The organism is Bacteroides sp. BFG-637 (assembly GCF_024793605.1).
Classification (GTDB): Bacteria; Bacteroidota; Bacteroidia; order Bacteroidales; family Bacteroidaceae; genus Bacteroides; species Bacteroides vicugnae.
The window spans coordinates 4,558,699-4,583,819 of record NZ_JANUPD010000002.1; the positions used below are offsets into that span (position 1 = coordinate 4,558,699).

Sequence of the window (25,121 nt, forward strand, 5' to 3'; positions counted from 1 at the left end):
TTTCCTGTGCTTAATATGCATTGTGCAGGATGTGCCAATAATGTAGAAAAAACAGTGAAAAAATTGCCGGGAGTCATTGAGGCTTCCGTTAATTTTGCTACCAATACATTGACCGTTTCTTATGAGAAAGACCAGCTGACTCCCGGAGAAATCCGTGCGGCTGTGCTTGCGGCAGGTTATGATCTGATTGTGGAAGAAGCCCACAAAGAGGAACGCCGGGAAGAGGAGCAGCAGATGCGTTACACTCGTTTGAAGTGGAAAGTGATTGGGGCTTGGATTTTGGTAGTACCGTTGTTGGTATTTTCCATGATACTGATGCATGTACCATACTCTAATGAGATTCAAATGCTACTTGCTATCCCTGTCATGGTCTTTTTTGGAGGTGGTTTCTTTACCGGGGCTTGGAAACAGGCTAAACTGGGACGGAGCAATATGGATACACTGGTTGCACTTAGTACTTCCATTGCTTTTCTGTTCAGTCTGTTCAATACTTTTTTCCCCGAATTTTGGTATGCTCGCGGATTGGAACCGCACGTCTATTATGAGGCTTCTGCAGTGATTATCGCTTTCGTTCTTACCGGAAAATTGATGGAGGAGCGTGCTAAAGGCAATACCTCGACTGCTATTCGCAAGTTGATGGGAATGCAGCCTAAAGTTGCCCGGGTTCTGCGCAATGGAGTGGAAGAGGAGATTTTGATCGAGAACCTCCAGATAGGTGATATGGTTGTTGTACGTCCGGGAGAACAGATACCTGTGGACGGTCAACTCTCCGAAGGCGATTCGTATGTTGACGAAAGCATGATTAGTGGTGAACCGGTTCCGGTAGAAAAGAAGAAAGGCGATAAAGTCTTGGCAGGAACGATCAACCAGCGTGGCTCATTTATCATACACGCCACACAGGTAGGTAGTGAAACGGTGCTTGCCCGCATCATTTCCATGGTGCAGGAAGCACAGGGTAGCAAAGCTCCCGTGCAACGTATCGTCGACCGTATTACTGGAATTTTCGTACCTGTCGTATTGGGTATTGCCATCCTGACATTTGTTTTATGGATTGCCATCGGTGGTAGTGAATATATCTCTTATGGTATTCTGTCGGCTGTTTCTGTTCTTGTCATTGCTTGTCCGTGTGCTTTGGGACTTGCTACGCCTACTGCATTGATGGTGGGAATAGGTAAAGCTGCCAGCCAGCATATTCTGATTAAAGATGCAGTAGCTTTGGAACAAATGCGTAAAGTGGATGTCGTTGTACTGGATAAAACCGGGACATTGACTGAAGGACACCCTACTGCTACCGGATGGTTATGGGCACAATCGCAGGAACCTCATTTCAAAGATGTGCTTTTAGCCGCAGAAATGAAATCGGAGCATCCGCTTGCCGGTGCTATCGTTTCTGCACTTCAGGATGAAGAGAAAATAAAACCTGCTACGTTGGATAGTTTCGAAAGTATTACGGGAAAAGGAATCAAAGTCTCTTATGAAGGACATACCTACTGGGTAGGTAGTCATAAACTCCTAAAAGATTTCAGTGCGACAGTAAATGATGTGATGGCTGAAATGCTGGTTCGCTATGAATCGGATGGCAATGGCATTATCTACTTTGGACGCGAAAACGAGTTATTGGCTATCATTGCTGTTTCTGACCCGATAAAGGCTACTTCTGCCGAAGCGGTAAAAGAACTGAAACGTCAAGGTATTGACATCTGTATGTTGACGGGTGACGGGCAGCGGACGGCATTAGCTGTTTCTTCCCGTTTAGGAATTGAACGTTTTGTTGCTGACGCTCTGCCGGACGATAAGGCCGAATTTGTGCGTGAGCTTCAAATGCAGGGAAAGAAAGTCGCTATGGTAGGAGATGGTATCAATGATTCGCAGGCTCTGGCACTGGCTGACGTGAGCATTGCCATGGGGAAAGGAACTGATATTGCTATGGACGTAGCTATGGTAACCTTGATGACATCGGATTTATTGCTGCTTCCTAAAGCTTTTCAGCTGTCAAAGCAGACGGTCAAACTGATTCATCAGAATCTTTTCTGGGCGTTTATTTATAATCTGATCGGGATTCCTATTGCTGCCGGTATCTTATTTCCATTGAATGAGTTGTTATTGAATCCGATGTTGGCAAGTGCTGCAATGGCCTTCTCCAGTGTGAGTGTAGTGCTCAATTCATTGAGCTTGGGAAGAAAATGAGTAAGCGACTGTAAAAAGAAAACAAACTGTAAGTAAATAATAAACGGTGAATACTTTGCGGATCATGCGCAATTTGTTCACCGTTCGTTTTTTTGTAATTCGTTGTTTATAATTTTATCCTCTATCGCTCTTCATAAGAATTATCTGTTTCTGAATTCCAATGGCGTCATTCCTACGTACCGCCTAAAATACTTACCAAAGAATGAGGCGCTGGGGAAGTTTAAAGAATAAGCTATTTCTTGGATAGTCATATTAGTGCCTTTCAGTTTCGCTTTGGCATCCATGATTACAATGTAAGCAATAGTATCTAATACACTTTTACCTGTCACTTGTCTCACGGTTGTGCTTAGATGCTGAAGCGAGATTCCCAGTTTGTCTGCGTAGAATTGTGCACGACGTTCATTCTTATAATTCTCGGTGATGGCTTGAATCAATTCCCGGCAGATTTCCTTTTTGCGATTCGAACTGCTGTTCTCACCCGGAAATTTATGATATATCAGTCGTATGCTTGTCAGGATAGTCTGAAGGGATAACTCAACCAATTCGGAATCCATTTCGAAGTTCTCATTGCAACTGGCCCGTGATAATAGAGCAAAATAGTCTTTCAGATAACTGGCTACTTCTTCATTAAGAGGAACCACCGGCTGTTCTATCAGTTTGGGATATGCATTACCAATATTCTTCATCAGATTGATTCGTCCGGCACAAAAGGCGGAGAAACCGGCAAAGCAAAGGCATACTTTTTCTGTTCTCTCCCGGAACTGGATGATTGTTCCCGGTAACAATGTTATCAGGTCATTAGGACGAATTTCATAATCAAGCAGATTGATGGAGGCTTTCATCGAACCTTCGGTACAGATGGCAACAATACATGCCTGCAACCGGCACGATTGCTTATAAATATTGAGAATGTCTTCCGTAACATTCGTCCATGCTAATACTTCGGTAGGCAAGTCTACCTGTGGAAAGTCCATTTTCATAGTTGTGTTTGTTATATTAGGCCAACAAATGTACACATTTTCTTTTTATTTCTTACCTTTGTTTTCATGAAAACAGTTTTTATTGATTGGAATTTTATCCCATATGCCGAAGCATGGCAACGGCAGACAGAATGGTTTGATGAGATTGTCCGGGCAAAAGTTCAGGGCGGGAGTTATGAAAATCGTGTCGTAATGTGCGAGCATCCCCATGTTTATACATTAGGGCGTAGCGGGAAAGAAAATAATATGCTGTTGAGTGGTGAACAGCTGAAAGCTATTGACGCTACTCTTTATCATATTGATCGGGGAGGGGATATTACCTATCATGGCCCCGGACAACTGGTATGCTATCCGATACTGAATCTTGAAGAATTTCAGTTAGGATTGAAAGAATACGTCCATCTGTTGGAAGAAGCGGTGATTCGTGTATGTGCTTCTTATGGCATTGAAGCCGGCCGTTTAGAGAAAGCAACAGGAGTGTGGCTGGAGGGTGATACGCCCCGTGCACGTAAGATTTGTGCTATCGGAGTGAGGAGCAGTCACTTTGTCACTATGCACGGACTGGCTTTGAATGTGAATACGGATTTGCGTTATTTCAGCTATATTCACCCTTGTGGGTTTATAGATAAAGGCGTCACTTCTCTTCGTCAGGAATTAAAGCACGATGTGCCGATGGACGAAGTGAAGCAACGCCTCGAAGATGAGCTTAGAAAACTATTCCAACTCCCAGCTGCCAAGTGCGGTGCATAAAGCAATCCTTGTCAGCCAAGGCATAAGAGAAGTCTGCACGTATCGGCCAGAAGTTGATTCCGCAGCCTAAAGTGCCGTAGTTACCTATTCCTTTGTCTTTGTCTCCAAAATGGTATCCTGCACGGATAACACCATATTTCAGGAAATTATATTCGGCTCCTATACCGGCCTGTAAATGACGGATTTCAGAAGGAAGCAGGTAATTAAAGTCGAGCGCAACCTGCAAACGATTTTCTATACTGAATGGCAGGTCGATCGTACCTCCTAAGCCTAATCTGGCAGGTAACTTCTGTCCATCCAGTTTTTTGCCTAAGTTGGCAGCTTGGAAACCAATGCTCCAGGAAGCCATTTCGTCCAACAGAGCCATGCTGCGATAGTAAGTCGCACCGAAGTCCAGGCAAACACTATTCTTGGTGTCTGCACCTTCTGCGGCTTTGGCTTGCAGGTATCTGAACGTTAATGACATAGATAGATTCTTGGCTACATTTCTGAAATAGGCAGCTTCCAGATCCCATATATGCGGACGGTAATCAAATACTTTGGGATCTTTGAAATGCCGGAAACCTATAGCAAATCCATGTATGCCTTCCCTGCCGATCCGATAGAAAAGGGAGGCACTATGTAGCGCATAGTCTTTGTTGATATTGGCGTATGAATAACTCGCCCCCATCACTTCCTGTGAGAAGGCGATGGTAGAAGCATTATGAAAGATAGCTGTACTACCGTTATCGGTGGTAGCTAATCCTGTACCTGCCATACCTGCCGATTGGGCGTCCGGAGTAAGTTCCAGAAAGTAGGCGTTTGCCATTTCTTGTGCTCCCAGCAAAGTGGGGAATAAGCACGAGACGAGAAGGAAATGTTTTACTCGTTTCATAATCAGTTATTTTTAGAGTGAGACATCCGGACAACACGTATGCCTGTCCATGATTTATTGTTGTTTAGCATGTGATTGAGAGGTTCATCGCTGACAACAACTTTTCCCAATGTAGAAGAAGCGTGTAGCAGATGTAGTTTTCCATGTCTATATGCTGCTATTCCCACATGAGCTATATCCAATCCGGACATTTTCGTTGTAATAGCAATAATATCTCCATTCATAATCCAAGGCAATCCGGCTTCCGGCAATTCGTTTTTCGGCAGCCAATGTACCACTTTTCCGGAAATAGCTTTTTCATGTTCGGCCATTTGTAGTACATTTTCCGGCGAATCAGCCATTTTTTTGTATTGCCAGGGGTGAGCGGACATATATGAAAGAGCTAATTTATTTGTATGTAGACTGTTCTTGGCAGTAATATCTGTGAGGAATCCGTGGCGAACGCCGTTTTCAATCCATTCAGAAGTGTAATGCAACCGGGAAGGATATCCGTTGATGATGCCATCCCGATAGCGTATTTTCTGCAGATTGTCAGCAAAGGAAGAGCCGAGTGCCTGTGCAAGTGTATATTCTACAAAAGTGAGGCAATCTACCGCATCAGTCCGAATCACTAGCGTTTCTTTTTCGTCTTGGTCTAATGTGTTGGCCACATATTTGGTTCCCAGGTAAGATTTCCCGATCCGTAACATAGGTTCCGAATCTTCCGGGAATACAACACCGTCGCACAACCATTTCTCTAATTCTTGTGTCCATTGTTGCTTATATTTAAAACTGTCCTGAAATCCCCAGCCATGTCCTCCGGTAGGATAGATGTGGAGAGTGGCCGGAACTTTGTTTTTTTGTAAAGCAAGGTAATAGTTTACTCCATGGTAAGGCGGTACGGAAGGATCGTCGGAGGTAAGAGCTATAAATGCTTGAGGAGTATCGGGAGTTACTTGCAGTTCGGCCGAGAATTTCTGTATCTGTTCCATCGTGGGATTCTTTCCGAGCAATGCCTCTCTTGTATTTCCCCGGGTGACTTGCATCATCGTGACCACCGGATAAAGTAATATCTGAAAATCCGGACGTGTTTCCGAATTATAATGAGTGGCGATTGTAGAAGCTAAATGTCCCCCTGCAGAGGCTCCCATTATTCCTACCTTATGAGGATTGACATTCCATTCCTTGGCATGTTGCCGTACCATGCGAATTGCTTGTTCAGCATCTGATATGGGGACTTCGCTATGTCCGTTCGGCATCCGGTATTTTAATACAATATAGGTGATACCTTGTCCGCAAAACCAAGGGGCCATATCATACCCTTCTCCATCCATACCGAGTCCACGATAACCGCCTCCGGGACACATGATAATGGCCATCCCATTTGGTTTTTCCGGATGGTAGACCGTCATAGTGGGGTATGTGACATTTGTGACAAAATGAGGACGTACTTCCTGCTCTTCTCCGGTTAACCCACTGGAGTTGGGAGCACCGTCGGGCCACAAAGGTAGCTCGACGGGCTGTTGTGCAAATGTTATTGCAGTTATAAGCGATACTATGATGGATAAGAGTCTCCTCATAATTAATTATTTAACTTTCATTGAAGCCTTTATAAAGTAAAGAATCAATAATGCATATGCTCCTAATGCCAACACTTCAGACCAAGTATTGTTCAACCATGCTTCATTGACCAGATTGATTCCGCCAAAGCGCATTGCAGCACTGATTACTCCCATCAATGCACCTCCGGCAATGAAACCGGATGCCAACAAGGTTCCTTTTTCCCCTCTTTCCGTATTCAGGCTTGCATCTTTGCTACGGGTTGTCACAAACCAATTAACAGCTCCACCCACTACCAACGGTACGTTCAGTTCCAATGGAATAAACATACCCAGTGCGAAAGCTAATGCAGGAATTTTACAAAGAGTCAGAATAATCGCTAAGACAGCACCGATGCCGTATAGCAACCAGGGTGCGCCTACACCACTCATCAACGGTTCGATAACGGCTGCCATTGCATTGGCTTGTGGAGCAGCCAGTGCACCACTTGTAAATCCGTATGTCTTATTCAAGATAATCATTACACCACCCACTGTTGCAGCTGATACGATCGTTCCCAGAAACTTCCATGTTTCCTGTTTGGCGGGTGTACTTCCGAGCCAGTACCCAATCTTCAAGTCGGTGATGAAACCTCCTGCCATTGACAGTGCAGTACATACCACACCACCCATCACCAATGCGGCAACCATACCCGAAGGACCTTTCAGACCGACAGCTACCATTACTACGGAGGCCAAAATCAGTGTCATCAACGTCATTCCCGAAACCGGGTTAGTACCTACAATGGCAATGGCATTAGCGGCTACTGTAGTAAACAGGAAAGAGATGCCTGCAACTAAAACGATAGCTACCAACGTATGCAACAGATTTCCTTGCATAACGTCGAGGTAGAAGAATAATACGATTAGTATCAATGTGATGATCGAACCGATAGCGATAATCTTCATTGAAAGATCCCGCTGCGTGCGGATAATGCTTTTCTCTACATTTCCTTTGCCACCCATCTCTTTAGCAGCCAGTCCGACAGCACTTTTGATGATACTCCAGGAACGGATAATACCAATCACACCTGCCATAGCGATACCACCGATACCGATGCTCTTGGCATAATATTTGAATATCTCTTCCGGACTCATCATTCCTACGGTAGATGTAATTTCCGGGTTCCAGGCATTCAATACACTGTCTCCCCAGATAGCAGACATTCCCGGAATGATAATCCACCATACAGCCAATGAACCGGCACAAATGATGGAAGCATATTTCAGTCCGACGATATATCCCAAACCGAGTACAGCAGCACCGGTATTTACTTTGAATACTAACTTCGCTTTTTCTGCGAGCATTTCTCCGGCACTGCAAACACGGGTGGTAAAGTTCTCGTTCCACCATCCGAAGGTAGCTACGATGAAGTCATATAGTCCACCGATCATACCTGCCATCAACAATGGTTTAGCCTGACTGCCCCCTTTTTCTCCGGAGATCAGCACTTGTGTAGTGGCTGTTGCTTCCGGAAAAGGATATTTTCCATGCATATCACTAACAAAGTATTTTCGGAAAGGAATCAGGAACAAGATACCCAATACGCCACCCAGTAAGGAGCTGATGAATACCTGCATGAAAGTAACCGTCATTTCTGGATATTTGGCTTGAAGAATATAAAGAGCGGGGAGGGTAAAGATCGCTCCGGCAACAATGACACCGGAGCAAGCTCCGATAGACTGGATAATTACATTTTCTCCCAGCGCATTTTTTCTTTTTGCGGCTCCGGAAACTCCTACGGCAATGATGGCAATCGGAATAGCGGCTTCAAATACTTGTCCGACCTTCAACCCCAGATAGGCAGCGGCGGCTGAAAAAGGATTGCCATGGCAATGCCCCATGCAACTGACCAGATATTAACTTCCGGATAATTTTTTGAGGGACCCATCAACGGGTTGTACACTTCCCCGGGTTTCAACTCTCTGAACGCATTCTCGGGTAACCCGGTGAATTTGTCTTCTTCTTGTTTCATAGTTTTTATAATTTGCTAATGTGTCAATTTACATTTCCGTCCTCAAAGTAAACAAAAAAAAGGAGAACCGAAAGATTCTCCTTTATGTAATAGTCTATTTTTTCCTACTTTGCATCTTTTGCTGTCATATCGCCCTCGATATACAATCTTACCATCTCTGTTTTGGCATTGGTACGCAAGGTGATTGATTTTTTGAAATGTCCCGGATATTTGCCTGTTCCGTTATAAGTCACCTTGATTGTTCCCTTTTTGCCCGGCATGATGGGCTCTTTTGTATATTCAGGTACTGTACATCCGCATGAGGCTACAGCTTGATGGATTACCAAAGGAGCATCACCGATGTTAGTAAAGGTAAATGTGCAACTGACAACCGGACTGTTTTCAGAAAACTTACCGAAATCGTGAGTTGTTTTGTCAAACTTGATATCTGCATTTGTTTGCGCAAATGCAAAGCTTACACCCATTACTAACAGGGTCATTAAAAAAAGTATCTTTTTCATTTTTCCTTCTCTTTTTGATTACGAATGCCAAAGATAATGCTTTTTCCCCTAAAATATACTTTATAGAGTGCGAAATAGTATTAAACGGTTCTCTTTTGCTATTTTGAGAGTTGGAATCCCAGCATCATTCCGTCGTAATTTTCAGCGAGTGAACTAACTGTTTTCAGTGCGGTACTGTTGCTTTTGCTGCCGATGAAAGTCATCAGCTTCAGTAGCTTGTCCGAGTTGAACAGTAATTCCAGTGAACTGGAGCTGCAATTCACTTTTGCATGCAGATTCAGCAGTTTCAGATATTTCAGGTCTACTTGTTTGGTTGAAGCATTGTAAGAATAAGTTCCTTTCAATGTTTTCTTACCCACTGTGCTGGTGAAAGTGCTGTCGGCATTGAAGGTGAAGCTCATCTGACCGTCTTTAATACCTATTTTGCTTAATTGCTCATTCAGTTTGCTTTCAGCCATAGTAGCTGCGGCTGCTCCTCCTGCTTTCATCAGCAAGTTGTCCGATTCGAATTCTACAGCCGAACCTTTGTAGTTCCATGTTCCGGTCATATCGATAGACTCGGTATTTCCAGTTATGGCATTCACTACCTTTGAGATGTTGTCCTTATTCAATAAGTCTGACCATGATTGTGCTTGGCTGTTAGTCGCCATTAGCATAAATACTGCCATTAAGGCAATCGATAAAAAACTCTTTTTCATTTTCATTCTTTTTTTTCATTTAGTGTTGAGATTCTTGTTTATGTTTTCGATGTAGTTGAGTATGTCTGTACGCCCCAAACGGTCTTCCGAGGAAGAAATGAAGTGAGGAGGGAGTTCTTCCCATTGCTTACTCAACTCACGTAAGTAGGCATTGATATTCATTTTTAAGCGTCCACCTTTGAGTTTGTCGGCTTTGGTGAAGATGATGGAGAAAGGGATACCGTTCTCGCCCAGCCATTCCATAAATTCCAGGTCTATTTTTTGAGGTTCCAGCCGACTGTCTATCAGGACGAAAAGATTGGTCATTTGCTCCCGTTCCAGGATATAATCTTCGATTATGGTACGTATCTGGTCTTTTCCTTTTTGTCCGCGTCGGGCATAGCCATATCCAGGAAGGTCAACGAGGTACCAGTTCTTATTGATAAAGAAGTGGTTGATTAACATTGTTTTTCCCGGAGTGGCGGAAGTCATAGCCAGTCCTTTACGGTTAGTCAGCATATTGATAAGACTTGATTTTCCCACATTTGAACGGCCTATAAAGGCATATTCCGGGAAAATTCCGGCCGGGCATTTCTTCACGTCCGTATTGCTAATCACAAATTCAGCACTTGTTATTTCCATCTTCTTGTCATTTATTTCTTTGTAGCTCCTTTTTAGACATAAACATTAAGCCCGCAAAGGTAAGCGTTCCATTTAACATTAGCAATTCATAACCAAATTTATATCCGGTTTCTTTTCCAATCCACCAGTCGGCAAGATAACAGAGTAGTGGTGAAAGGATGGCTATCAGAGGGACCCATCGGTCATTTGTTTGTCTTCGGGTAAAGAGTCCGAAGGCAAACATTCCGAGTAGGGGACCGTACGTGTAGGAGGCGATGATATATATAGCGTCAATTACACTTTTGTTATTGAGCATTTCTACCAGGCAAATGAAGAATGCCAATAAGATTGATAGCAGTAAATGTACCTTATCCCTTTTGCGACGTGCCACTTCTTCTGTGTCTTTTTCCGTATTCAGCAGGTCTACACATACGCTGGTTGTCATTGCTGTCAGAGCGGAGTCCGAGTTACTGAAAGCTGCTGCGATAATACCGATTGTGAAGAGTATTAATACGGGTTGACCCAGATAACCTTGTGCTGCAAACATGGGTAGTATATCATCATTCATTGCCGGTAGCTCGAGCTGCATTTGTCCTGCTAGTGCTATCAATAGAATTCCCAGACATAGAAAAAGGAAATTTAGTGGGATGAATGAGAAGCCGTAGCAATACATGTTTTTTTGTGCTTCCCGAAGGTTCCGGCATGAAAGATTTTTTTGCATCATATCCTGATCCAGTCCGGTCATCACGATAACGATGAAGATACCGCTGAAAAACTGTTTGAAGAAGTTTTGCCGCGATACCCAGTCGTCAAATACAAAAATACGGCTATGTTCACTACTTTGGATTGTTTGGACAATACTGTTAAAGTCAAGGTCTAATCTTTGGATCGTAAAATAGATGATAAAGATCAGGGCGGCAATCAGGCAACATGTTTGTAAGGTATCTGTCCACACGATGGTCTTTATTCCGCTTTTATGAGTATATATCCAAACCAGTGTAACAGAGCCGACAGCAATCAGCCAAAAAGGGACATGCATTTCTTGAAATACATAAGTATGTAGAATGAGGCAGACCAGATAAAGTTTGGCTGCGGTTCCCAGCATGCGCGATAATAGAAAGAAAAAAGAGCTTGTGCGATAAGCACGCAATCCGATACGGTTGCCGATATACCCGTAGATGCTTGTCAGATTTAGTTTATAATATAAAGGGAGTAAGACGTGAGCCACAACCATGTACCCGAAAAAAAATCCGAGTACCGTTTGCATGTAAGTCATATCCATTCCGCGCACCATTCCCGGTACAGAGACAAAAGTGACTCCGGAGATAGAGGCGCCAATCATTCCGAAAGAGACTATATACCAAGGTGACTGGTTCTCTCCCTTGAAGAACGCTGCATTCGATCCGCCCCTGCGTCCGGTGATACGGGCTATTAGTAGTAATGCCGCAAAGTAGCAAATAATAGTGACAAGTATCATCATAACAGATGCAAAGGTAGTAATTTTTGTAGGTATTAAAAACAATAATCTGTATCTTTGCAAGGTTTTATCGATAGAACAGCAATTATTATCTATGAATCAACAATATCCTTCTATACTGCTTGAAAAGGCAGTCGGCGAATTTTCCAAACTTCCGGGTATCGGGCGTAAGACAGCCATGAGGCTTGTCCTGCATCTGCTCCGTCAGGATACGGCTACTGTGGAAGCTTTCGGGAATTCTATCATTACTTTGAAACGTGAGGTGAAGTATTGCAAAGTATGTCATAATATATCCGATACTGAAACTTGCCAGATTTGTGCCAATCCGCAACGGGATGCTTCCACTGTCTGTGTGGTGGAAAATATTCGTGATGTAATGGCAGTGGAAGCAACACAGCAGTATCGCGGACTTTATCATGTCTTGGGAGGAGTTATCTCTCCAATGGATGGAGTCGGACCGAGTGATCTTCAGATTGAAAGTCTGGTGCAGCGGGTAACTGAAGGTGGAATCAAAGAGGTCATTCTGGCTTTAAGTACCACGATGGAGGGTGATACTACCAACTTCTACATCTATCGCAAGTTGGATAAGCTGGGCGTGAAACTAAGTGTAATTGCCCGTGGTATATCTGTTGGCGATGAACTTGAATATGCCGATGAAGTAACTCTGGGACGCAGCATTGTGAACCGGACACTTTTTACCGGAACAGTATAATCATTATTAATTATTTAAGAACGAACATGGAAGAACAGATAAAACGAGCTGTTAGAAATTTGAATATTAGTTATGTTTTCTTTTGGGTGCTCCCGGCTTTTTTGCTTGGAGCAGGAGAGTTTGAACTCTTTCCCGTAGGAGGTTTGGCAGATAATGCACAAGCTATCTACTATTTTGAGACAATCGGCATTTTGCTCACAGCTTTGTGTGTGCCTCTTTCTCTCAAATTGTTTAGCTTGGTGCTTAAAAAGAAGATAGATTATATGACTATCACGCTTGCTTTGAAGCGATATGTGCAATGGAATATTGTTCGTTTGGGAGTGCTTGAAGTAGCTATTGTAGTGAATCTTTTGTGTTACTATCTGACATTAAGCAGTACGGGCAATCTCTGTATGCTGATTGGTTTGACGGCATCACTTTTTTGTCTTCCCAGTGAGAAAAGATTACGTAACGAGCTTCACATAGCAAAAGACGAAAAACGATGAGACACTCTTTCTTAATGAATGAACGTATTTATCTTCGTGCAGTGGAACCGGAAGATATGGATATTATGTACGAGATGGAAAATGACCCTTCCATGTGGGACATTAGCAATTTTACGGTTCCTTATTCCCGTTATGTGCTTCGTCAATACATCGAAGGCTCACAGTGCGATGTGTTTGCCGATAAGCAATTGCGGCTGATGATTGTACGCAAATCTGACCAGTGCATACTCGGTACAATTGATATTACAGACTTTGTACCTCTTCATTCGCGGGGAGAAGTGGGGATTGCCGTCCATAAGGATTATCGGCAACAAGGTTATGCTACTGACGCATTGAAATTACTTTGTGAATACGCTTTTGATTTTCTGTCTTTAAGTCAGCTCTATGCACATGTCATGACGGATAATGAAGTATGTGTAAAACTGTTCACCTCTTGTGGTTTCGTTCAATGCGGAATCTTAAAAAACTGGTTGCAGGTGGAGGGCTGTTACAAAGACGCATTGCTTCTCCAATGTTTGAATCCTAAGAAATGAGATACTAATTGAGAGTGGGCACTTGTGGGAAACGTGACCACGTTTCATACTTGCTGCCCAATTTCTCTAAAGCTTTCCGCCACATATCTTTAATATTGTTTTTCATCAGATATGATTTTTCTTCCTCGGACACCAGCCAAGTGTTTTCTCTGATTTCGTTACTCAATTGTTCGCTATCCCAGCCGGAATATCCCAAGAAGAAACGAATGCATTCACTGATTTTATTCCCTTGTAATATATATTTCTTTATTTCATCAAAATCTCCATTCAGATAAAGCCCTTTACTGATAGAAATGGATCCTGGTATATCAGATAATGTGTGGAGATAAAATAAGGTGTCAGTGGCAATAGGTCCACCTTTGTATAGAGGAATCTCATCCAAATATTTAAATTCCATGATGATATCATTAAGGAATAATGGCAGTTGTTTGTTGATCACCAATCCCATACTTCCTTCATCCGTATGATCGACCAGTAAAATTACGGATCTGCCAAACGTTGCGTCACGCAGAAAAGGTTCCGATATTAAAATCTTTCCTCTCGATGGCAACACATTATTCGATTGAATCTTAAATATGTCAGAGTCGATATTCATGCCACTAATGTAAGAAAAAAAACGGAATAACAATCGTTCTTTCCGTTTTTTTTCATTTTAAGAATGGCTTTTATGAATATCTCATATCAAATAATCAGGCTATCGGATGATTTTCAGCAAATAGTTTCATTCTTTCATCCAGTTGAGCATATTGGTGTTCTTTAATAAAAGAGGTACACGCGCGTAATCCTTCCTGATGGCTTCCTGTAGTTACTAATGAGATAGCGCTTACTCCGTAGTACATCAATTCTTTCGCCAGTTCGCCACTGGTCATTCCCGGATATCCGATGGTGAAATAAAATCCGTCTGCAATCGGGTCGCCCAGATCGTTGTCATATACCAGATGAAAACCGTGACGGAGGAAGATTTCTTTTAATTTCTGTGCTCTTTCACCATATATCTTCACTTCGTTGAGGAAATTATATTGTCCTTCATTGGCGGCTTTCAGCATGGCGGCCATGGCGAACTGTGCAGAATGGCTGGTTCCTGAAGAAAGCGCATAAAGCACACGGTGAATGAAAACCGTTCCGAAAGTTCCGCCACCATATCGTTGGGTCAGTCCCGGATAGCTTCGGTGGTATAGTTTATCAGAGATGCAGCTTACACCGATACGTTGCCCGGCGTAGCTGAATGCTTTCGAACCGGAAATCAGCAATACGTAATTGTCCGTATAATGGGCAACCGATGGCTGGAAAGGAGGTTGATACGGCTTGCTTAAATCTTGGCGGAAGTCCATGGCAAAATAAGCCAAATCCTCCAGAACAATCACATCATACTGTGTTGCCAATTCACCGATAATCCTCAATTCTTCTTCTTTCAGGCAAATCCAGCTGGGATTATTGGGATTTGAATAAATGATGGCTGATATATTTCCTTTTTTCAGATAGCTTTCCAGTTTCTCTTTCAGTTTTTCTCCACGGTAGTCATACACATCAAATGTTTCAAACTTTTGTCCCATTACAACCAACTGCTGTTTCTGTACCGGAAACCCCGGATCGATAAACAAAATCGTATCTTTCTTTTCGTCACATTGGCTGCAAGTAAGAAATGAAGCGAATGTACCTTGCATGGAACCGGTGACAGGCACACAACCTTCCGGACTTAAATCAACATTGATGAATGCTTTGATAAAGTTGGATGCCTCTTTTTTAGTTCCGGCAATCCGTTGATATCGGGATATAGGCTGGCAATGCCATTTTGTAACGCTTCAATTTCCGCTTTCACGCCTACTGCGGAAGGGGGAAGTCCCGGAACACCCATTTCCATTTTAATAAATTCAACTCCCGATGCTGTTTCTGCTTTTGAAGCAATAGCTTTCACTTCACGAATGGTAGCTTTGGAAAAATCGACAATTTGAAACTCATTGATGGTTTCATCAATCAGATGTCGCTCAATTGGTGTATTTTTCATTCTATTTTCTATTTTATTAGTAGCTGCAAATGTACACGATAATTCTTAATAAACCCACTTTTTCAGAAAAAAGATACTGAAGCTATTGCAGGTTTCAAAAAAATATCTACCTTTGCATCCGCAATCGAGAGAGATGCTAAAGTGAATATTTTGGTGCGTTAGTTCAGTTGGTTAGAATACATGCCTGTCACGCATGGGGTCACGGGTTCGAGTCCCGTACGCACCGCATTAGGAAATAAAAGAATCCTCTGATTTACTAGAAATCAGAGGATTCTTTATTTTGAAGATAGCGAATATCGCTATCCCTTTTTTCCATCATATCCCCATTTCACATAGATGGCTCCCCATGCAAATCCTGCTCCAAATGCTGTAAGAATTAGATTATCTCCTTTTTTGAGTTTATCTTCGAAATCCCAGAGGCAGAGTGGGAGAGTACCGGCGCTAGTGTTACCATATTGTTCAATGTTGACCATGACCTTTTCGACAGGAACTTCCAAACGTTGTGTTACGGCAGCGATAATACGTTGATTAGCCTGATGGGGAATTACCCAGTCGATGTTGTCTTTGCTAAGATGGTTTCTTGCAATGATAGATTCACAGGCATCAGCCATGTTGGATACTGCATATTTGAATACAGTACGCCCTTCCTGATAGATATAATGCATTTGATTATCCAATGTATAATAAGAAGGAGTACATACAGAGCCACCCGCTTTAATGTGCAAAAAAGGCAATCCCTTACCATCTGTTCTTAACACAGCATCCATAATACCTAAATCTTCAGTGGTAGGTTCAAGCATGACAGCTGCTCCGCCATCACCGAAAATCGGACAAGTTGCACGGTCGGTATAGTTTATTATTGACGACATTTTTTCAGCGCCTACAACTACCACTTTCTTATAATTTCCGGAACGGATAAAATTAGCTCCAGTCTCCAGTGCATATAAGAAACCGCTGCAAACAGCTTGCATGTCAAAAGCAAAAGCTCTTTTCAGCTCCAGTCTTTCACATAAAATAGAAGCCGTGGAAGGAAAACGATAGTCAGGGGTTGTTGTAGCTACAATTATCAGATCAATATCATCCGGATTTGTTTGGGTGCGTTCTATTAACTGTTTGACAGCTTTACGAGCTATGTAAGAAGTTCCCAGTCCTTCCTCTTTCAAAATATGTCTTTCCTTAATGCCGATACGCCCCATAATCCATTCGTCGGTAGTATCTACCATTTTGGAAATCTCATCGTTGGTCAAGATGTAATCGGGTACATATCCTCCGACTCCTGTAATTACTGCGTTTATTTTTTCCATTCGTTTTATCTAGTTTTGGTAATTTGAATAAGGAGGTTCATTCGAAAATCAGAAATGCGGGCGCAAATATATGGAAAAGAGACTGAATTCCAATAGTAGTTTGTGAAACTGTAGCCTTTTTAATTAATAAAAAGGAATATTTGACCAAATTTCGTTTTATTTTTAGCAGGCGATTTTTGTTAAAAGTAATGTGCAGTAATAGTCAGTTATTCATCGGGAAAAGCATTGTATATGTGAAAATATTTTGTTAATTTTGTAGATATAAATCAAAGCATATTCATCATGAAAGAATTCACAATACGTGCCTATGGCCGTATGGAACTGGCATTACTTTATTCTCCCGAACTTACCGACATCGCTGCTTACCGAAAAATGAAAAAATGGATCCAATTATGTCCGGGGCTTTTACAACGCCTGTATGACTTGGGCTACCAGCCTAACTGCCGCTCTTACACACCACTGGAAGTAAGAGTCATTATAGATGCATTGGGAGAACCATGAGACCTGTAAAAAAGGACAGTTGAAACATGAAAAATGAAGAGATCGTAAAGCGGCGCTTTGCATGGCCTAAAGCATAGCTTTACGACCTCTAAAGCTAAGCTTTAGACCTTACAAAGCACTATGTTATTTTACGGGTTCAGCAGTCGTGTTCTTTTTCATCCAATCTATTCCGGGCACGTAATCCTCCAACTTCGTCATACTCGGGTCATGTCTGAAATAAAGCTCACGTGTTGTCCCGTTACGGTGTTTGACAATATCCATTACACCCAGCCCTTCGGTAGAGTACGTACTCTTACGGTCTGTAGTACGTCCGGAGAGGGCAGGACGGGAAAGCATCAGTACGACGTCAGCATCCTGTTCGATAGCTCCACTCTCGCGAAGATCGCTTAAGTTGGGGCGGTTGTCGGGATGTCCTTCTACATTACGGTTTAATTGACTGAGTAGTATCACAGGTATATTCAACTCCTTTGCCAGCATTTTGGCCTTGCGACTAGCTTGTGCCACTTCCTGTTCACGATTGCGATTGTGCTGGTCGCTTTTCATGTCACAGAGTTGCAAGTAATCGATAATGACACCATCGCATTTACCTTTGCTTTGCAGCAGTTTTGCAGAAGAACGAACGTAATCCATGCTTACAGACGGATTGTCGTCAATATGGATGGGTAGACGGGAAAGTTCGGTGGATGCCTCGTGTACTTGTCGTAGTTCACTGGGAGTCAGTTGTCCGCTGCGGAGATGGTCGGGGTTCACTCCTGTAGTAGCAGCCAATAACCAGCGATCTCCCAAACGCTCACCTAACATTTCAAGACTATACACAGCGATATGATAACCGGCAGAAGCAGCGGTACGTGCCAGATGCAGCGCGAATGCCGTTTTACCTACTGCAGGACGGGCAGCAATAACGATCTCCTCACCGGGTTGCCAGCCGCATGTCAGCCGGTCAAGGTCGGCAAATCCTGTAGGCAGTCCTGTAACACCGTTCTTGTTATTGGCCATGCGGACCTCTATCAATTTTATGGTATCCTCCATAAGTTGCAACATGGAACGGAGATGTTCGGCAGTACCACATTCATTTTCTAACCGGTCGAGGAGGGTATGGGCATCTGTCAGCGTATCGTCTATATCAGTTGTTTCATCGGCTGCCAGTGCGAGCAGTTTGTGGAATCCCAAAATTGCTTCACGACGGATATATTTCTGTTTGAGAATCCGTGCGTGATATTCCAAGTGTGCACTTGACACTACACGTGAACTGATGCGCACCAGTGTATAAAGTCCTCCTATCAATTCGAGCTTGCCACGTCGGGCAAGTTCTTCTTTTACAGTCATGATGTCAATTGCCTGACCGGCATGATACAGACTCTGCAGGGCAGCATAAATCTCACGATTCGTTTCAGTATAAAACACTTCCGGTCGCAATATGCTCACAACCAGTGTGATGGCTTTACTTTCCAGCAAGCAGGCGCCGAGTACGATTTCCTCAAGTTCGACGTCCTGCGGGTTTGTTATTTCACTCATTTTCTTTTCTAATAATCATATTCATTCATAAATGCTTTATTTGACAGATAGGAAGCCGCCTGCATACAATACTTGATATCTGTTAGATTATCATAATACTCATCAATATGATTCAGGCTAAGACAACGTTCGTTGACAGATAACTTTTTCCATTCCCGGCGGGCACGGCCGATATTGGTTTTAGGCTTCCGGGTAATCTCATGAAATTTTTCCCAAAACGCATCGAAAGTGATGCCATCAGCTTCGGCACGGATGCTCTCGCGGCGTTTCTGCCCAACCAGCAGATCGTAGTCGGGTATACGGATATGAGTGATATACGGATTAACCACCCTTTCAATAATACCTTCATCATACATCTTATTAAAAAAATACCGTGTGCGGCTACGTTTCCACCCAAATAGTTCTGCCCAGTGGGCAATGGAGATTACAGATTCACCCCGCCGGCATTGAAAGGTGTAATGGTGGATGTGGCACTCTACAGTGCTATAATTGACATGGGTTAATACCAGAATAAACGCGTCAAAATAACCCGTTGCACCTTTAGTCACTTTTATTTGCTCCTCGAATAAGACTTTAGGGAAGAGGAGATATCCCTTTTTTAGCATTTCTGCTGTAGATTTAATCATGCTTCATATTATTTTAATTCGCTGCGAAGGTAGCCTGGTCGGTTGAGTTGTACAATTTTCAGGTTATAAATGGCTAAATATTGTAATTTTGGCTCATGTAACGATTGCTCTGATTGTGTGCCAATATTTTGAACCTTCCAGAACGCCCTCCTGCATTCTCTTTAAACGCCCTGCTAAAGGGGGAAGCCGACTTGCTATTTCTGCACTTCGACCACCCCTTAGTCCATTAATATATAAATAAGAAAAGAATGTATTAAAATACATTATATCTTTTTCTTCATTTTCGGGACAGCGAGATATGAATTCTTTTTTATCATTTCAGATACTAATGAAGGCATTCCCCAGAACCTTACAATAATGGCAATTTGCTGCGGAGTGAGTGTCGTAGTATGCGGGGTGAATCCCGCTTCCGTGAGTTGGGACAGTAATACCGCATGTTCTTTGATGGTCCGGCGGAATGCTTTCACCGCTGAACAATTATACTGATAGTTGGGGAAATAAGCTACTGCCACCTCGGACAGTACGTGGCAACCGTGAAGCAGCCAGTCAAAAGATTGATTATCCATTGTTTAAAATATTTTAGTACGCCGCAAAAATACAACTCATTTCATTGGATGGAAAAACCGTTTTTCTGATACTGGTAATTTAAATGTGAAATAAGTACGAATATTTTTAAATAAAAATCTAATTATTTAAACAATCTTCTCTATATTTGCATTCGAAATTAGATTTTATATGGCGATTTTGTCGATTAATAATCAGTAATGTAAAACCATTTATATATAACTAAATTTTATAATGTTGAAAGGAATAGGTCTAATAAAAGATCGTTTACAACGAAAGCGGGAGCAATACATCCATCAGAGAGAGAAAATGGAACAAATGAAGTGTACAATGCAAAACACCAGTGAGGAAATTGAGCAACTGGAATATGTGCTTAGTGAGATGGAGCATATAGCGGATGCAAATCGTGCGCCACGAGTGATTCCCAATGCCCGGGTGGAAGAGGTGTTTGCATATCTATGCCGGGTGTTTGAGTTTTTACAGCACCGTTTAAAACTGCATTTCAAATATAAATTGGCATGCGAAGTCATCTTTGCCCGCTATCAGTTTAAAAGTCGGTTGCATACTCCCGGACGGGAATATTTAAGCTTTGCCACTATACTGACTTACTTTAAACGTGAAAGAGGAATGGCGTATGGGTGATTTCAAAAATATTGAAATATAGAGATAATAGTGTGAAAAACAAATGTTTTAGGAACAGAAATGACGGATTTGATATTTTTTCCTTATTTTTGTGTGTCCATTTTTGAATGATATGATACAGATAATACGATTAAAAGGAAAAGACAAACATTTATATCGGCTTTTAGCGCCGATGGTGATGGATCCCGAAGTGATACGCGCAAACAATAATTACCCTTTCAAGACGGGCGAAGAGTATGTGTGGTTCATTGCGATTGAAGATAAAGAAGTGGTGGGCTTTGTCCCCGTGGAACAGAAAAACCGGAAGAAAGCTGTAATCAATAATTATTACGTGAAGGCAGAAGGCACCGTACGGGAGGAAATCCTGTCGCATCTGTTGCCTGCCATTGTTGCGGAGTTCGGACCCCAGAGTTGGTTACTCAATTCGGTCACACTGGTACAAGATAAAGAAACATTTGAAAAGTTTGAATTTGTATCCATGGACAAGAAGTGGACACGGTATGTTAAAATGTATAGATGACTTATGGCGAAAAAGAAAATATTAGGCACAAAGAATGTATATGAACTAGCACAAGAACGACTGAAAGTTATATTTAATGAATTCGATAATATATATGTGTCATTTTCCGGAGGTAAGGATAGTGGGGTATTGCTGAATATGTGCATCGATTATATCCGGAAGAATAATTTGAAGATACGTTTGGGAGTTTTTCACATGGATTATGAAATCCAGTATAAAATGACTATTGACTATGTAGACCGGATGCTGGAGGCCAATAAGGATATTTTGGATGTATACCGGGTGTGCATCCCTTTCCGTGTGGCTACCTGCACCTCGATGTATCAATCTTTTTGGCGTCCGTGGGAGGACAGCAAAAAGAATATATGGGTTCGTTCCATGCCTAAAAAAGCAATGACCAAAGAAGATTTTCCTTTTTATAATACAACCATGTGGGATTATGAATTTCAGATGCGTTTTGCGCAATGGATACATAATAAAAATGATGCAGTGCGCACTTGTTGTCTGATCGGGATTCGTACACAGGAAAGTTTCAATCGGTGGAGATGTATCTATATGAGCCGTAAATTCCAGATGTATCATAAATACAAATGGACTTCAAAAGTGGGGAATGATATTTACAATGCCTACCCTATTTATGACTGGAAGACAACGGATGTATGGACTGCCAATGGAAAATTCCAGTGGGATTATAATGTTTTATACGATCTTTATTATCGTGCCGGAGTCAATCTGGAGCGTCAGCGTGTAGCAAGTCCCTTTATTAATGAGGCACAAGAGAGTTTACAGCTTTACCGGGTGCTTGATCCCAATACCTGGGGAAAATGGTGGGAAGGGTGAACGGTGTGAACTTTACCGGTATGTATGGTGGTACTCATGCAATGGGATGGCAGTCGGTGAAACTTCCCGAAGGATATACATGGCGCGAGTTTATGTATTTTTTGTTATCCACTCTGCCGGAGCGGGCGAGGAAGAATTATCTCCGGAAACTTTCGGTGAGTGTGAATTTCTGGCGGACAAAAGGCGGATGTCTAAGTGATGCCACTATCCAAAAGCTGATTGATGCGAAAGTGCCGATCATCGTTATGGACAACAGCAACTACAAAACATTGAAGAAACCGGTGCGTATGGAATATCAGGATGATATTGATATTCCGGAGTTCAAGGAAATACCCACGTATAAGCGGATGTGTGTCTGTATCCTCAAGAATGACCATGCTTGCAAATACATGGGATTCTCACCGACAAAAGAGGAGATGAGTAAAAGAAGTCAAGTTATGGAACAATATAGAATCATAGTATCATGAGTGTAGATAAAAGCCCTGTTTACGAGGTAAAAGCGGTACCCGTAGAAAAAGTATGTGCGAACGATTATAATCCGAATGTCGTAGCACCACCCGAAATGAAGTTGCTGGAACTTTCTATTTGGGAAGATGGTTTTACGATGCCTTGTGTATGTTATTATGATAAGGAGGCGGACAATTATATCCTGGTAGATGGTTACCATCGTTATACGGTATTGAAAACTTCCCAACGAATCTATAAGCGTGAAAACGGTTTATTGCCGATTGTGGTGATAGACAAGGACCTGTCTAACCGTATGAGTTCGACAATCCGGCACAACCGTGCCCGCGGAATGCATAACATTGAATTGATGTGCAACATCGTTGCAGAGCTTGACAAGGCAGGTATGTCCGATCAATGGATTATGAAAAATATCGGTATGGATCGTGATGAATTGTTGCGCCTGAAACAAATTTCAGGACTTGCCGATCTGTTTGCCAATCGCGAATTCAGTATTCCTGATGAGGTGGCTCCTACGGAAACAGAACGCAAAAGCTTATAATCTGATAGCTATATATATACAGAAATTGAACATTTTGTCATTTAGGCACAAATTATACAAGTTATTAAGCTGTTTTATTGTATAAAATGGTCGTTTATCTTGCTTAATTTGTGCCTGAATTATATCTAAATGACATAAAAAACTATTAGCATATTTTGTTAGTGCAGTTTCAATAAGCGAAACTGTTTTCTTTAAAAAGGTACGCATATCGCAAAAAATACTTTCCATCAACATTCTTCTTTTATAATGCGTAATCCCTTCGACTGTAAATAGCATTAATAGTCTTACTTCTGGAATCTGATTATCTGTATCAGAAATGAATACAATTTTGTATCTCCTTTAATATTCCGAAATTTGCAATATGAGATTTGGATAAAATTTGATATCGCCAAGAATGAGGTGTTTAAGAGGTGTTTAATAAGGTAATGAGAGAGAGTAAGAGATATATAACTGTTTTTTTCTATTTGATTCTTCTTCTATTTATGGTTGGGTGTGAGCATGATGTAAGCACAATGGGCCAAGAGAATGAAGAGGAAGTACTGAAAGAAAAAGTGCAAATAGAGATTTTTGCCAGGGCAAAATCGTACTCTTTGCCTCCGACCAGAGCTTTGGAAAGTGAGGTCGGTAAAACTCCATGGATACTGGTCTTTAAGGGACAGGGGACAGGAGCCACCTTTATAGAAGCTGTACAGGCTTTTGAAATGATAAGCAAGCGATATGTGTTATTGACTGGACAGCCTGCTGGTAACAAATACCAATTACTAATACTTGCTAATCCGTTGGATCAGTTCTATTATGGAAATGCATCTACGGGATATGATTTTAACCAGGCAGCTTTGCTTTCCAAGTTAACTCCGGGAGTGACTACTTATGGAGAAGCTTGTAGCAAGTTACTGACTAAACCATTGGATAGTAATCCGCTTACTACTATACCGTATAGTAGTGATGAAGAGACGATTCCGATGAGTTACCGATTGGAAGTGGATCAAATAGACAATACCACGAAGATAGCCAATACTGATGGAAGTTCATTATTGCTTACCCGTGTGGTTGCTAAGATTGTCATTGTCAATAAAGCATCTAACTTTATTTTGAAAGGAGTGACTGCTGTCATGAATGTACCCCGGCAGGGTGAATTGCATGATGCTGATGGAGCATTAATGAATAATACAGCCAATCTGACAGAGTACCAATATGATGCTGCTTACTCACTTCCTTTGATAAAAGCGGAAACGATTGCAACTGACGTGCAGAGTACAGAGAAATTCCCCATATATATGTACGAGTCCGATGTGCAGAATAATACATATCTTATTATTCAAGGTACTTATGACAATAAAGACTATTATTATAAGATGTCACTGCTCAATAGTAGCCTGCAGGCAATGGATATAGAGCGTAATCATTCATACACATTTACGATTAACAGAGCTAAAGGACCCGGCTACGATACGGTAAGTGATGCGAAGATTGCGAAGCCGTCTAATACTGGTCTTGATTTTGAGATTATGGTAGATGATAGTGAATCTTATGAGATCCTGGCCAATAATGACTATTATCTGGGTGTGAGCAACTCGGTTTTTATAGCCTATTACAGTGGTGAAAATGTGAAGGATTATGATGTCTTTAGTGTGATTACTGACTGTACAAAGGATTTTCCGGATGCTCGGACAATAACAGATAATAAACAGGAAGTATCAGGAGCCTTTCAGCTAAGCGGACCATTTAAAGTGCCGATAGTAACTTCCAATGGAACAAATCCGGTAATAACACCGGTAACAGTTGGAGTCACTAACCAGTTGATGGGTTATGAAGAGGGAATTGATGATAAGAAAAATGCGTATATAACATTAAAACTTGGAAACTTGGAAAAAAAAGTTCATATCAGACAAAGAAAAGCGATTTCCGCAGGAGGAAGCACGCTTAAGTTTATGCCTACTAATAATACCGATCCGGTGGTAAGCGAAATAAACTATTTCTGTCTTACTGGCCAGGTAGAAGAGGGGACTGACAATCCTAAGGAGTGGATTCGTTTATACTCTTCTGCAATGCCGGAAGGACATACAGGAGAAGATCATATTATCGTAGAAGACGGGAGAATATATGTTGAAGTGTTACCTAATACAAGCGCAACTCCCAGATCCGGCATTGTGCATCTAACTACCATGGCGTCTGTTGGTGGTGTTAGTGTAAACTCCGTGCAACGTATAAAATTAGATATTACTCAATTAGGGAAGTAAACATGGTGT

At 42.0% G+C, this 25,121-nt stretch carries 22 protein-coding genes, 1 tRNA gene and 3 pseudogenes; 12 read left to right on the plus strand and 14 right to left on the minus strand.

What is annotated here, in order from left to right; genetic code table 11:
• Positions 1-15: 15 nt before the first annotated feature.
• Positions 16-2,187, plus strand: coding sequence for a heavy metal translocating P-type ATPase (locus tag NXX38_RS17720; protein WP_258981988.1), 2,172 nt, complete (start codon positions 16-18; stop codon positions 2,185-2,187).
• A gap of 140 nt (positions 2,188-2,327) precedes the next feature.
• Here the strand turns inward: NXX38_RS17720 and NXX38_RS17725 are convergent, their stop codons facing one another.
• Positions 2,328-3,167: a helix-turn-helix domain-containing protein gene (locus NXX38_RS17725; RefSeq protein WP_195649737.1), complete on the minus strand. Its 840-nt coding sequence runs from the start codon at positions 3,165-3,167 to the stop codon at positions 2,328-2,330.
• A gap of 66 nt (positions 3,168-3,233) precedes the next feature.
• On the opposite strand from NXX38_RS17725, the gene lipB reads away from it, so the two are divergent.
• Entirely contained in the window at positions 3,234-3,917 is a 684-nt protein-coding gene (gene lipB, locus NXX38_RS17730) for a lipoyl(octanoyl) transferase LipB (RefSeq protein ID WP_074557218.1), read from the plus strand.
• Here lipB and NXX38_RS17735 read toward each other — a convergent pair.
• From NXX38_RS17735 to NXX38_RS17765, 7 genes and pseudogenes are all read right to left on the minus strand, one after another.
• The gene (locus tag NXX38_RS17735; protein WP_258980481.1) at positions 3,874-4,791 is read right to left on the minus strand and encodes a PorV/PorQ family protein; all 918 of its coding nucleotides are present in this window, start codon (positions 4,789-4,791) and stop codon (positions 3,874-3,876) included. The two genes, lipB and NXX38_RS17735, sit on opposite strands and share 44 nt — an antisense overlap.
• Before the next feature lie 2 nt (positions 4,792-4,793).
• On the minus strand, positions 4,794-6,350 hold the full coding sequence (locus tag NXX38_RS17740; protein ID WP_258980483.1) for an N-acetylmuramoyl-L-alanine amidase-like domain-containing protein: 1,557 nt from the start codon (positions 6,348-6,350) through the stop codon (positions 4,794-4,796).
• A gap of 6 nt (positions 6,351-6,356) precedes the next feature.
• Positions 6,357-8,344 (minus strand): annotated as a pseudogene (locus NXX38_RS17745) (OPT family oligopeptide transporter).
• Positions 8,345-8,448: 104 nt separating this feature from the next.
• A complete protein-coding gene (locus NXX38_RS17750) occupies positions 8,449-8,844 on the minus strand; it encodes a DUF1573 domain-containing protein (protein ID WP_004300420.1) in 396 nt (131 codons plus the stop codon).
• Between the two features lie 98 nt (positions 8,845-8,942).
• A complete protein-coding gene (locus NXX38_RS17755; RefSeq protein WP_148367220.1) occupies positions 8,943-9,542 on the minus strand; it encodes a DUF4923 family protein in 600 nt (199 codons plus the stop codon).
• A gap of 15 nt (positions 9,543-9,557) precedes the next feature.
• On the minus strand, positions 9,558-10,163 hold the full coding sequence (gene yihA / locus NXX38_RS17760) for a ribosome biogenesis GTP-binding protein YihA/YsxC (RefSeq protein WP_148367218.1): 606 nt from the start codon (positions 10,161-10,163) through the stop codon (positions 9,558-9,560).
• 7 nt (positions 10,164-10,170) lie between these two features.
• Positions 10,171-11,622 (minus strand): sodium:solute symporter, encoded by a 1,452-nt coding sequence (locus tag NXX38_RS17765; RefSeq protein WP_195649734.1) that lies wholly within the window; start codon positions 11,620-11,622, stop codon positions 10,171-10,173.
• 91 nt (positions 11,623-11,713) lie between these two features.
• Between NXX38_RS17765 and recR the strand changes: the two genes are divergently transcribed.
• From recR to NXX38_RS17780, 3 genes are read left to right on the plus strand one after another with little or no spacing between them, the layout of a single operon-like run.
• The gene (gene recR, locus NXX38_RS17770; RefSeq protein WP_195649733.1) at positions 11,714-12,331 is read left to right on the plus strand and encodes a recombination mediator RecR; all 618 of its coding nucleotides are present in this window, start codon (positions 11,714-11,716) and stop codon (positions 12,329-12,331) included.
• A 26-nt stretch (positions 12,332-12,357) separates the two neighbouring features.
• Positions 12,358-12,816, plus strand: coding sequence for a hypothetical protein (locus NXX38_RS17775; protein ID WP_148367211.1), 459 nt, complete (start codon positions 12,358-12,360; stop codon positions 12,814-12,816).
• Positions 12,813-13,349 (plus strand): GNAT family N-acetyltransferase, encoded by a 537-nt coding sequence (locus tag NXX38_RS17780; protein ID WP_195358045.1) that lies wholly within the window; start codon positions 12,813-12,815, stop codon positions 13,347-13,349. The genes NXX38_RS17775 and NXX38_RS17780 overlap by 4 nt, the downstream gene beginning before the upstream one ends.
• 4 nt (positions 13,350-13,353) lie before the next feature.
• Here NXX38_RS17780 and NXX38_RS17785 read toward each other — a convergent pair whose 3' ends face one another.
• The gene (locus NXX38_RS17785) at positions 13,354-13,944 is read right to left on the minus strand and encodes a YqgE/AlgH family protein (RefSeq protein ID WP_148367207.1); all 591 of its coding nucleotides are present in this window, start codon (positions 13,942-13,944) and stop codon (positions 13,354-13,356) included.
• Between the two features lie 94 nt (positions 13,945-14,038).
• Positions 14,039-15,354, minus strand: a pseudogene (locus NXX38_RS17790) (aminotransferase class I/II-fold pyridoxal phosphate-dependent enzyme).
• Between the two features lie 152 nt (positions 15,355-15,506).
• Between NXX38_RS17790 and NXX38_RS17795 the strand changes: the two are divergent.
• Positions 15,507-15,580 (plus strand) — tRNA-Asp (locus NXX38_RS17795).
• 73 nt (positions 15,581-15,653) lie between these two features.
• Here NXX38_RS17795 and NXX38_RS17800 read toward each other — a convergent pair.
• Positions 15,654-16,658, minus strand: a complete 1,005-nt coding sequence (locus NXX38_RS17800) for a beta-ketoacyl-ACP synthase III (protein WP_148367203.1) — start codon at positions 16,656-16,658, stop codon at positions 15,654-15,656.
• 282 nt (positions 16,659-16,940) lie between these two features.
• On the opposite strand from NXX38_RS17800, the gene NXX38_RS17805 reads away from it, so the two are divergent.
• Complete coding sequence (locus NXX38_RS17805) at positions 16,941-17,159, plus strand: DUF4248 domain-containing protein (protein WP_148367201.1); 219 nt, start codon at positions 16,941-16,943, stop codon at positions 17,157-17,159.
• Between the two features lie 123 nt (positions 17,160-17,282).
• Here the strand turns inward: NXX38_RS17805 and dnaB are convergent, their stop codons facing one another.
• From dnaB to NXX38_RS17820, 3 genes are all read right to left on the minus strand, one after another.
• Positions 17,283-18,674, minus strand: a complete 1,392-nt coding sequence (gene dnaB, locus NXX38_RS17810; RefSeq protein WP_258980496.1) for a replicative DNA helicase — start codon at positions 18,672-18,674, stop codon at positions 17,283-17,285.
• A gap of 8 nt (positions 18,675-18,682) precedes the next feature.
• Positions 18,683-19,300, minus strand: coding sequence for a hypothetical protein (locus tag NXX38_RS17815; RefSeq protein ID WP_148367197.1), 618 nt, complete (start codon positions 19,298-19,300; stop codon positions 18,683-18,685).
• A 263-nt stretch (positions 19,301-19,563) separates the two neighbouring features.
• The gene (locus NXX38_RS17820; RefSeq protein ID WP_148367195.1) at positions 19,564-19,866 is read right to left on the minus strand and encodes a DUF4248 domain-containing protein; all 303 of its coding nucleotides are present in this window, start codon (positions 19,864-19,866) and stop codon (positions 19,564-19,566) included.
• 232 nt (positions 19,867-20,098) lie between these two features.
• Here NXX38_RS17820 and NXX38_RS17825 point away from each other — a divergent pair, with 232 nt between their 5' ends.
• The 5 genes and pseudogenes from NXX38_RS17825 to NXX38_RS17845 all read left to right on the plus strand — a co-directional run bounded on the left by NXX38_RS17825 (position 20,099) and on the right by NXX38_RS17845 (position 25,112).
• The gene (locus NXX38_RS17825; RefSeq protein WP_148367194.1) at positions 20,099-20,506 is read left to right on the plus strand and encodes a hypothetical protein; all 408 of its coding nucleotides are present in this window, start codon (positions 20,099-20,101) and stop codon (positions 20,504-20,506) included.
• A gap of 112 nt (positions 20,507-20,618) precedes the next feature.
• Positions 20,619-21,026, plus strand: coding sequence for a hypothetical protein (locus NXX38_RS17830; protein ID WP_148367191.1), 408 nt, complete (start codon positions 20,619-20,621; stop codon positions 21,024-21,026).
• A gap of 3 nt (positions 21,027-21,029) precedes the next feature.
• A pseudogene (locus tag NXX38_RS17835) lies at positions 21,030-22,333 on the plus strand (DUF3440 domain-containing protein).
• Complete coding sequence (locus NXX38_RS17840) at positions 22,330-22,872, plus strand: ParB/RepB/Spo0J family partition protein (RefSeq protein WP_148367187.1); 543 nt, start codon at positions 22,330-22,332, stop codon at positions 22,870-22,872. The pseudogene NXX38_RS17835 and the gene NXX38_RS17840 overlap by 4 nt, the downstream one beginning before the upstream one ends.
• A gap of 425 nt (positions 22,873-23,297) precedes the next feature.
• Positions 23,298-25,112 (plus strand): DUF4906 domain-containing protein, encoded by a 1,815-nt coding sequence (locus tag NXX38_RS17845; RefSeq protein WP_258980498.1) that lies wholly within the window; start codon positions 23,298-23,300, stop codon positions 25,110-25,112.
• Positions 25,113-25,121: the final 9 nt, after the last annotated feature.

Excerpts from the sequence above, each read along its gene's own strand:
- NXX38_RS17720 (WP_258981988.1), top strand. The coding sequence starts at position 16 with ATGCATTGTGCAGGATGTGCCAATAATGTAGAAAAAACAGTGAAAAAA.
- NXX38_RS17725 (WP_195649737.1), bottom strand. The coding sequence starts at position 3,167 with ATGAAAATGGACTTTCCACAGGTAGACTTGCCTACCGAAGTATTAGCA.
- lipB (WP_074557218.1), top strand. The coding sequence starts at position 3,234 with ATGAAAACAGTTTTTATTGATTGGAATTTTATCCCATATGCCGAAGCA.
- NXX38_RS17735 (WP_258980481.1), bottom strand. The coding sequence starts at position 4,791 with ATGAAACGAGTAAAACATTTCCTTCTCGTCTCGTGCTTATTCCCCACT.
- NXX38_RS17740 (WP_258980483.1), bottom strand. The coding sequence starts at position 6,350 with ATGAGGAGACTCTTATCCATCATAGTATCGCTTATAACTGCAATAACA.
- NXX38_RS17750 (WP_004300420.1), bottom strand. The coding sequence starts at position 8,844 with ATGAAAAAGATACTTTTTTTAATGACCCTGTTAGTAATGGGTGTAAGC.
- NXX38_RS17755 (WP_148367220.1), bottom strand. The coding sequence starts at position 9,542 with ATGAAAAAGAGTTTTTTATCGATTGCCTTAATGGCAGTATTTATGCTA.
- yihA (WP_148367218.1), bottom strand. The coding sequence starts at position 10,163 with ATGGAAATAACAAGTGCTGAATTTGTGATTAGCAATACGGACGTGAAG.
- NXX38_RS17765 (WP_195649734.1), bottom strand. The coding sequence starts at position 11,622 with ATGATGATACTTGTCACTATTATTTGCTACTTTGCGGCATTACTACTA.
- recR (WP_195649733.1), top strand. The coding sequence starts at position 11,714 with ATGAATCAACAATATCCTTCTATACTGCTTGAAAAGGCAGTCGGCGAA.
- NXX38_RS17775 (WP_148367211.1), top strand. The coding sequence starts at position 12,358 with ATGGAAGAACAGATAAAACGAGCTGTTAGAAATTTGAATATTAGTTAT.
- NXX38_RS17780 (WP_195358045.1), top strand. The coding sequence starts at position 12,813 with ATGAGACACTCTTTCTTAATGAATGAACGTATTTATCTTCGTGCAGTG.
- NXX38_RS17785 (WP_148367207.1), bottom strand. The coding sequence starts at position 13,944 with ATGAATATCGACTCTGACATATTTAAGATTCAATCGAATAATGTGTTG.
- NXX38_RS17800 (WP_148367203.1), bottom strand. The coding sequence starts at position 16,658 with ATGGAAAAAATAAACGCAGTAATTACAGGAGTCGGAGGATATGTACCC.
- NXX38_RS17805 (WP_148367201.1), top strand. The coding sequence starts at position 16,941 with ATGAAAGAATTCACAATACGTGCCTATGGCCGTATGGAACTGGCATTA.
- dnaB (WP_258980496.1), bottom strand. The coding sequence starts at position 18,674 with ATGAGTGAAATAACAAACCCGCAGGACGTCGAACTTGAGGAAATCGTA.
- NXX38_RS17815 (WP_148367197.1), bottom strand. The coding sequence starts at position 19,300 with ATGATTAAATCTACAGCAGAAATGCTAAAAAAGGGATATCTCCTCTTC.
- NXX38_RS17820 (WP_148367195.1), bottom strand. The coding sequence starts at position 19,866 with ATGGATAATCAATCTTTTGACTGGCTGCTTCACGGTTGCCACGTACTG.
- NXX38_RS17825 (WP_148367194.1), top strand. The coding sequence starts at position 20,099 with ATGTTGAAAGGAATAGGTCTAATAAAAGATCGTTTACAACGAAAGCGG.
- NXX38_RS17830 (WP_148367191.1), top strand. The coding sequence starts at position 20,619 with ATGATACAGATAATACGATTAAAAGGAAAAGACAAACATTTATATCGG.
- NXX38_RS17840 (WP_148367187.1), top strand. The coding sequence starts at position 22,330 with ATGAGTGTAGATAAAAGCCCTGTTTACGAGGTAAAAGCGGTACCCGTA.
- NXX38_RS17845 (WP_258980498.1), top strand. The coding sequence starts at position 23,298 with ATGAGAGAGAGTAAGAGATATATAACTGTTTTTTTCTATTTGATTCTT.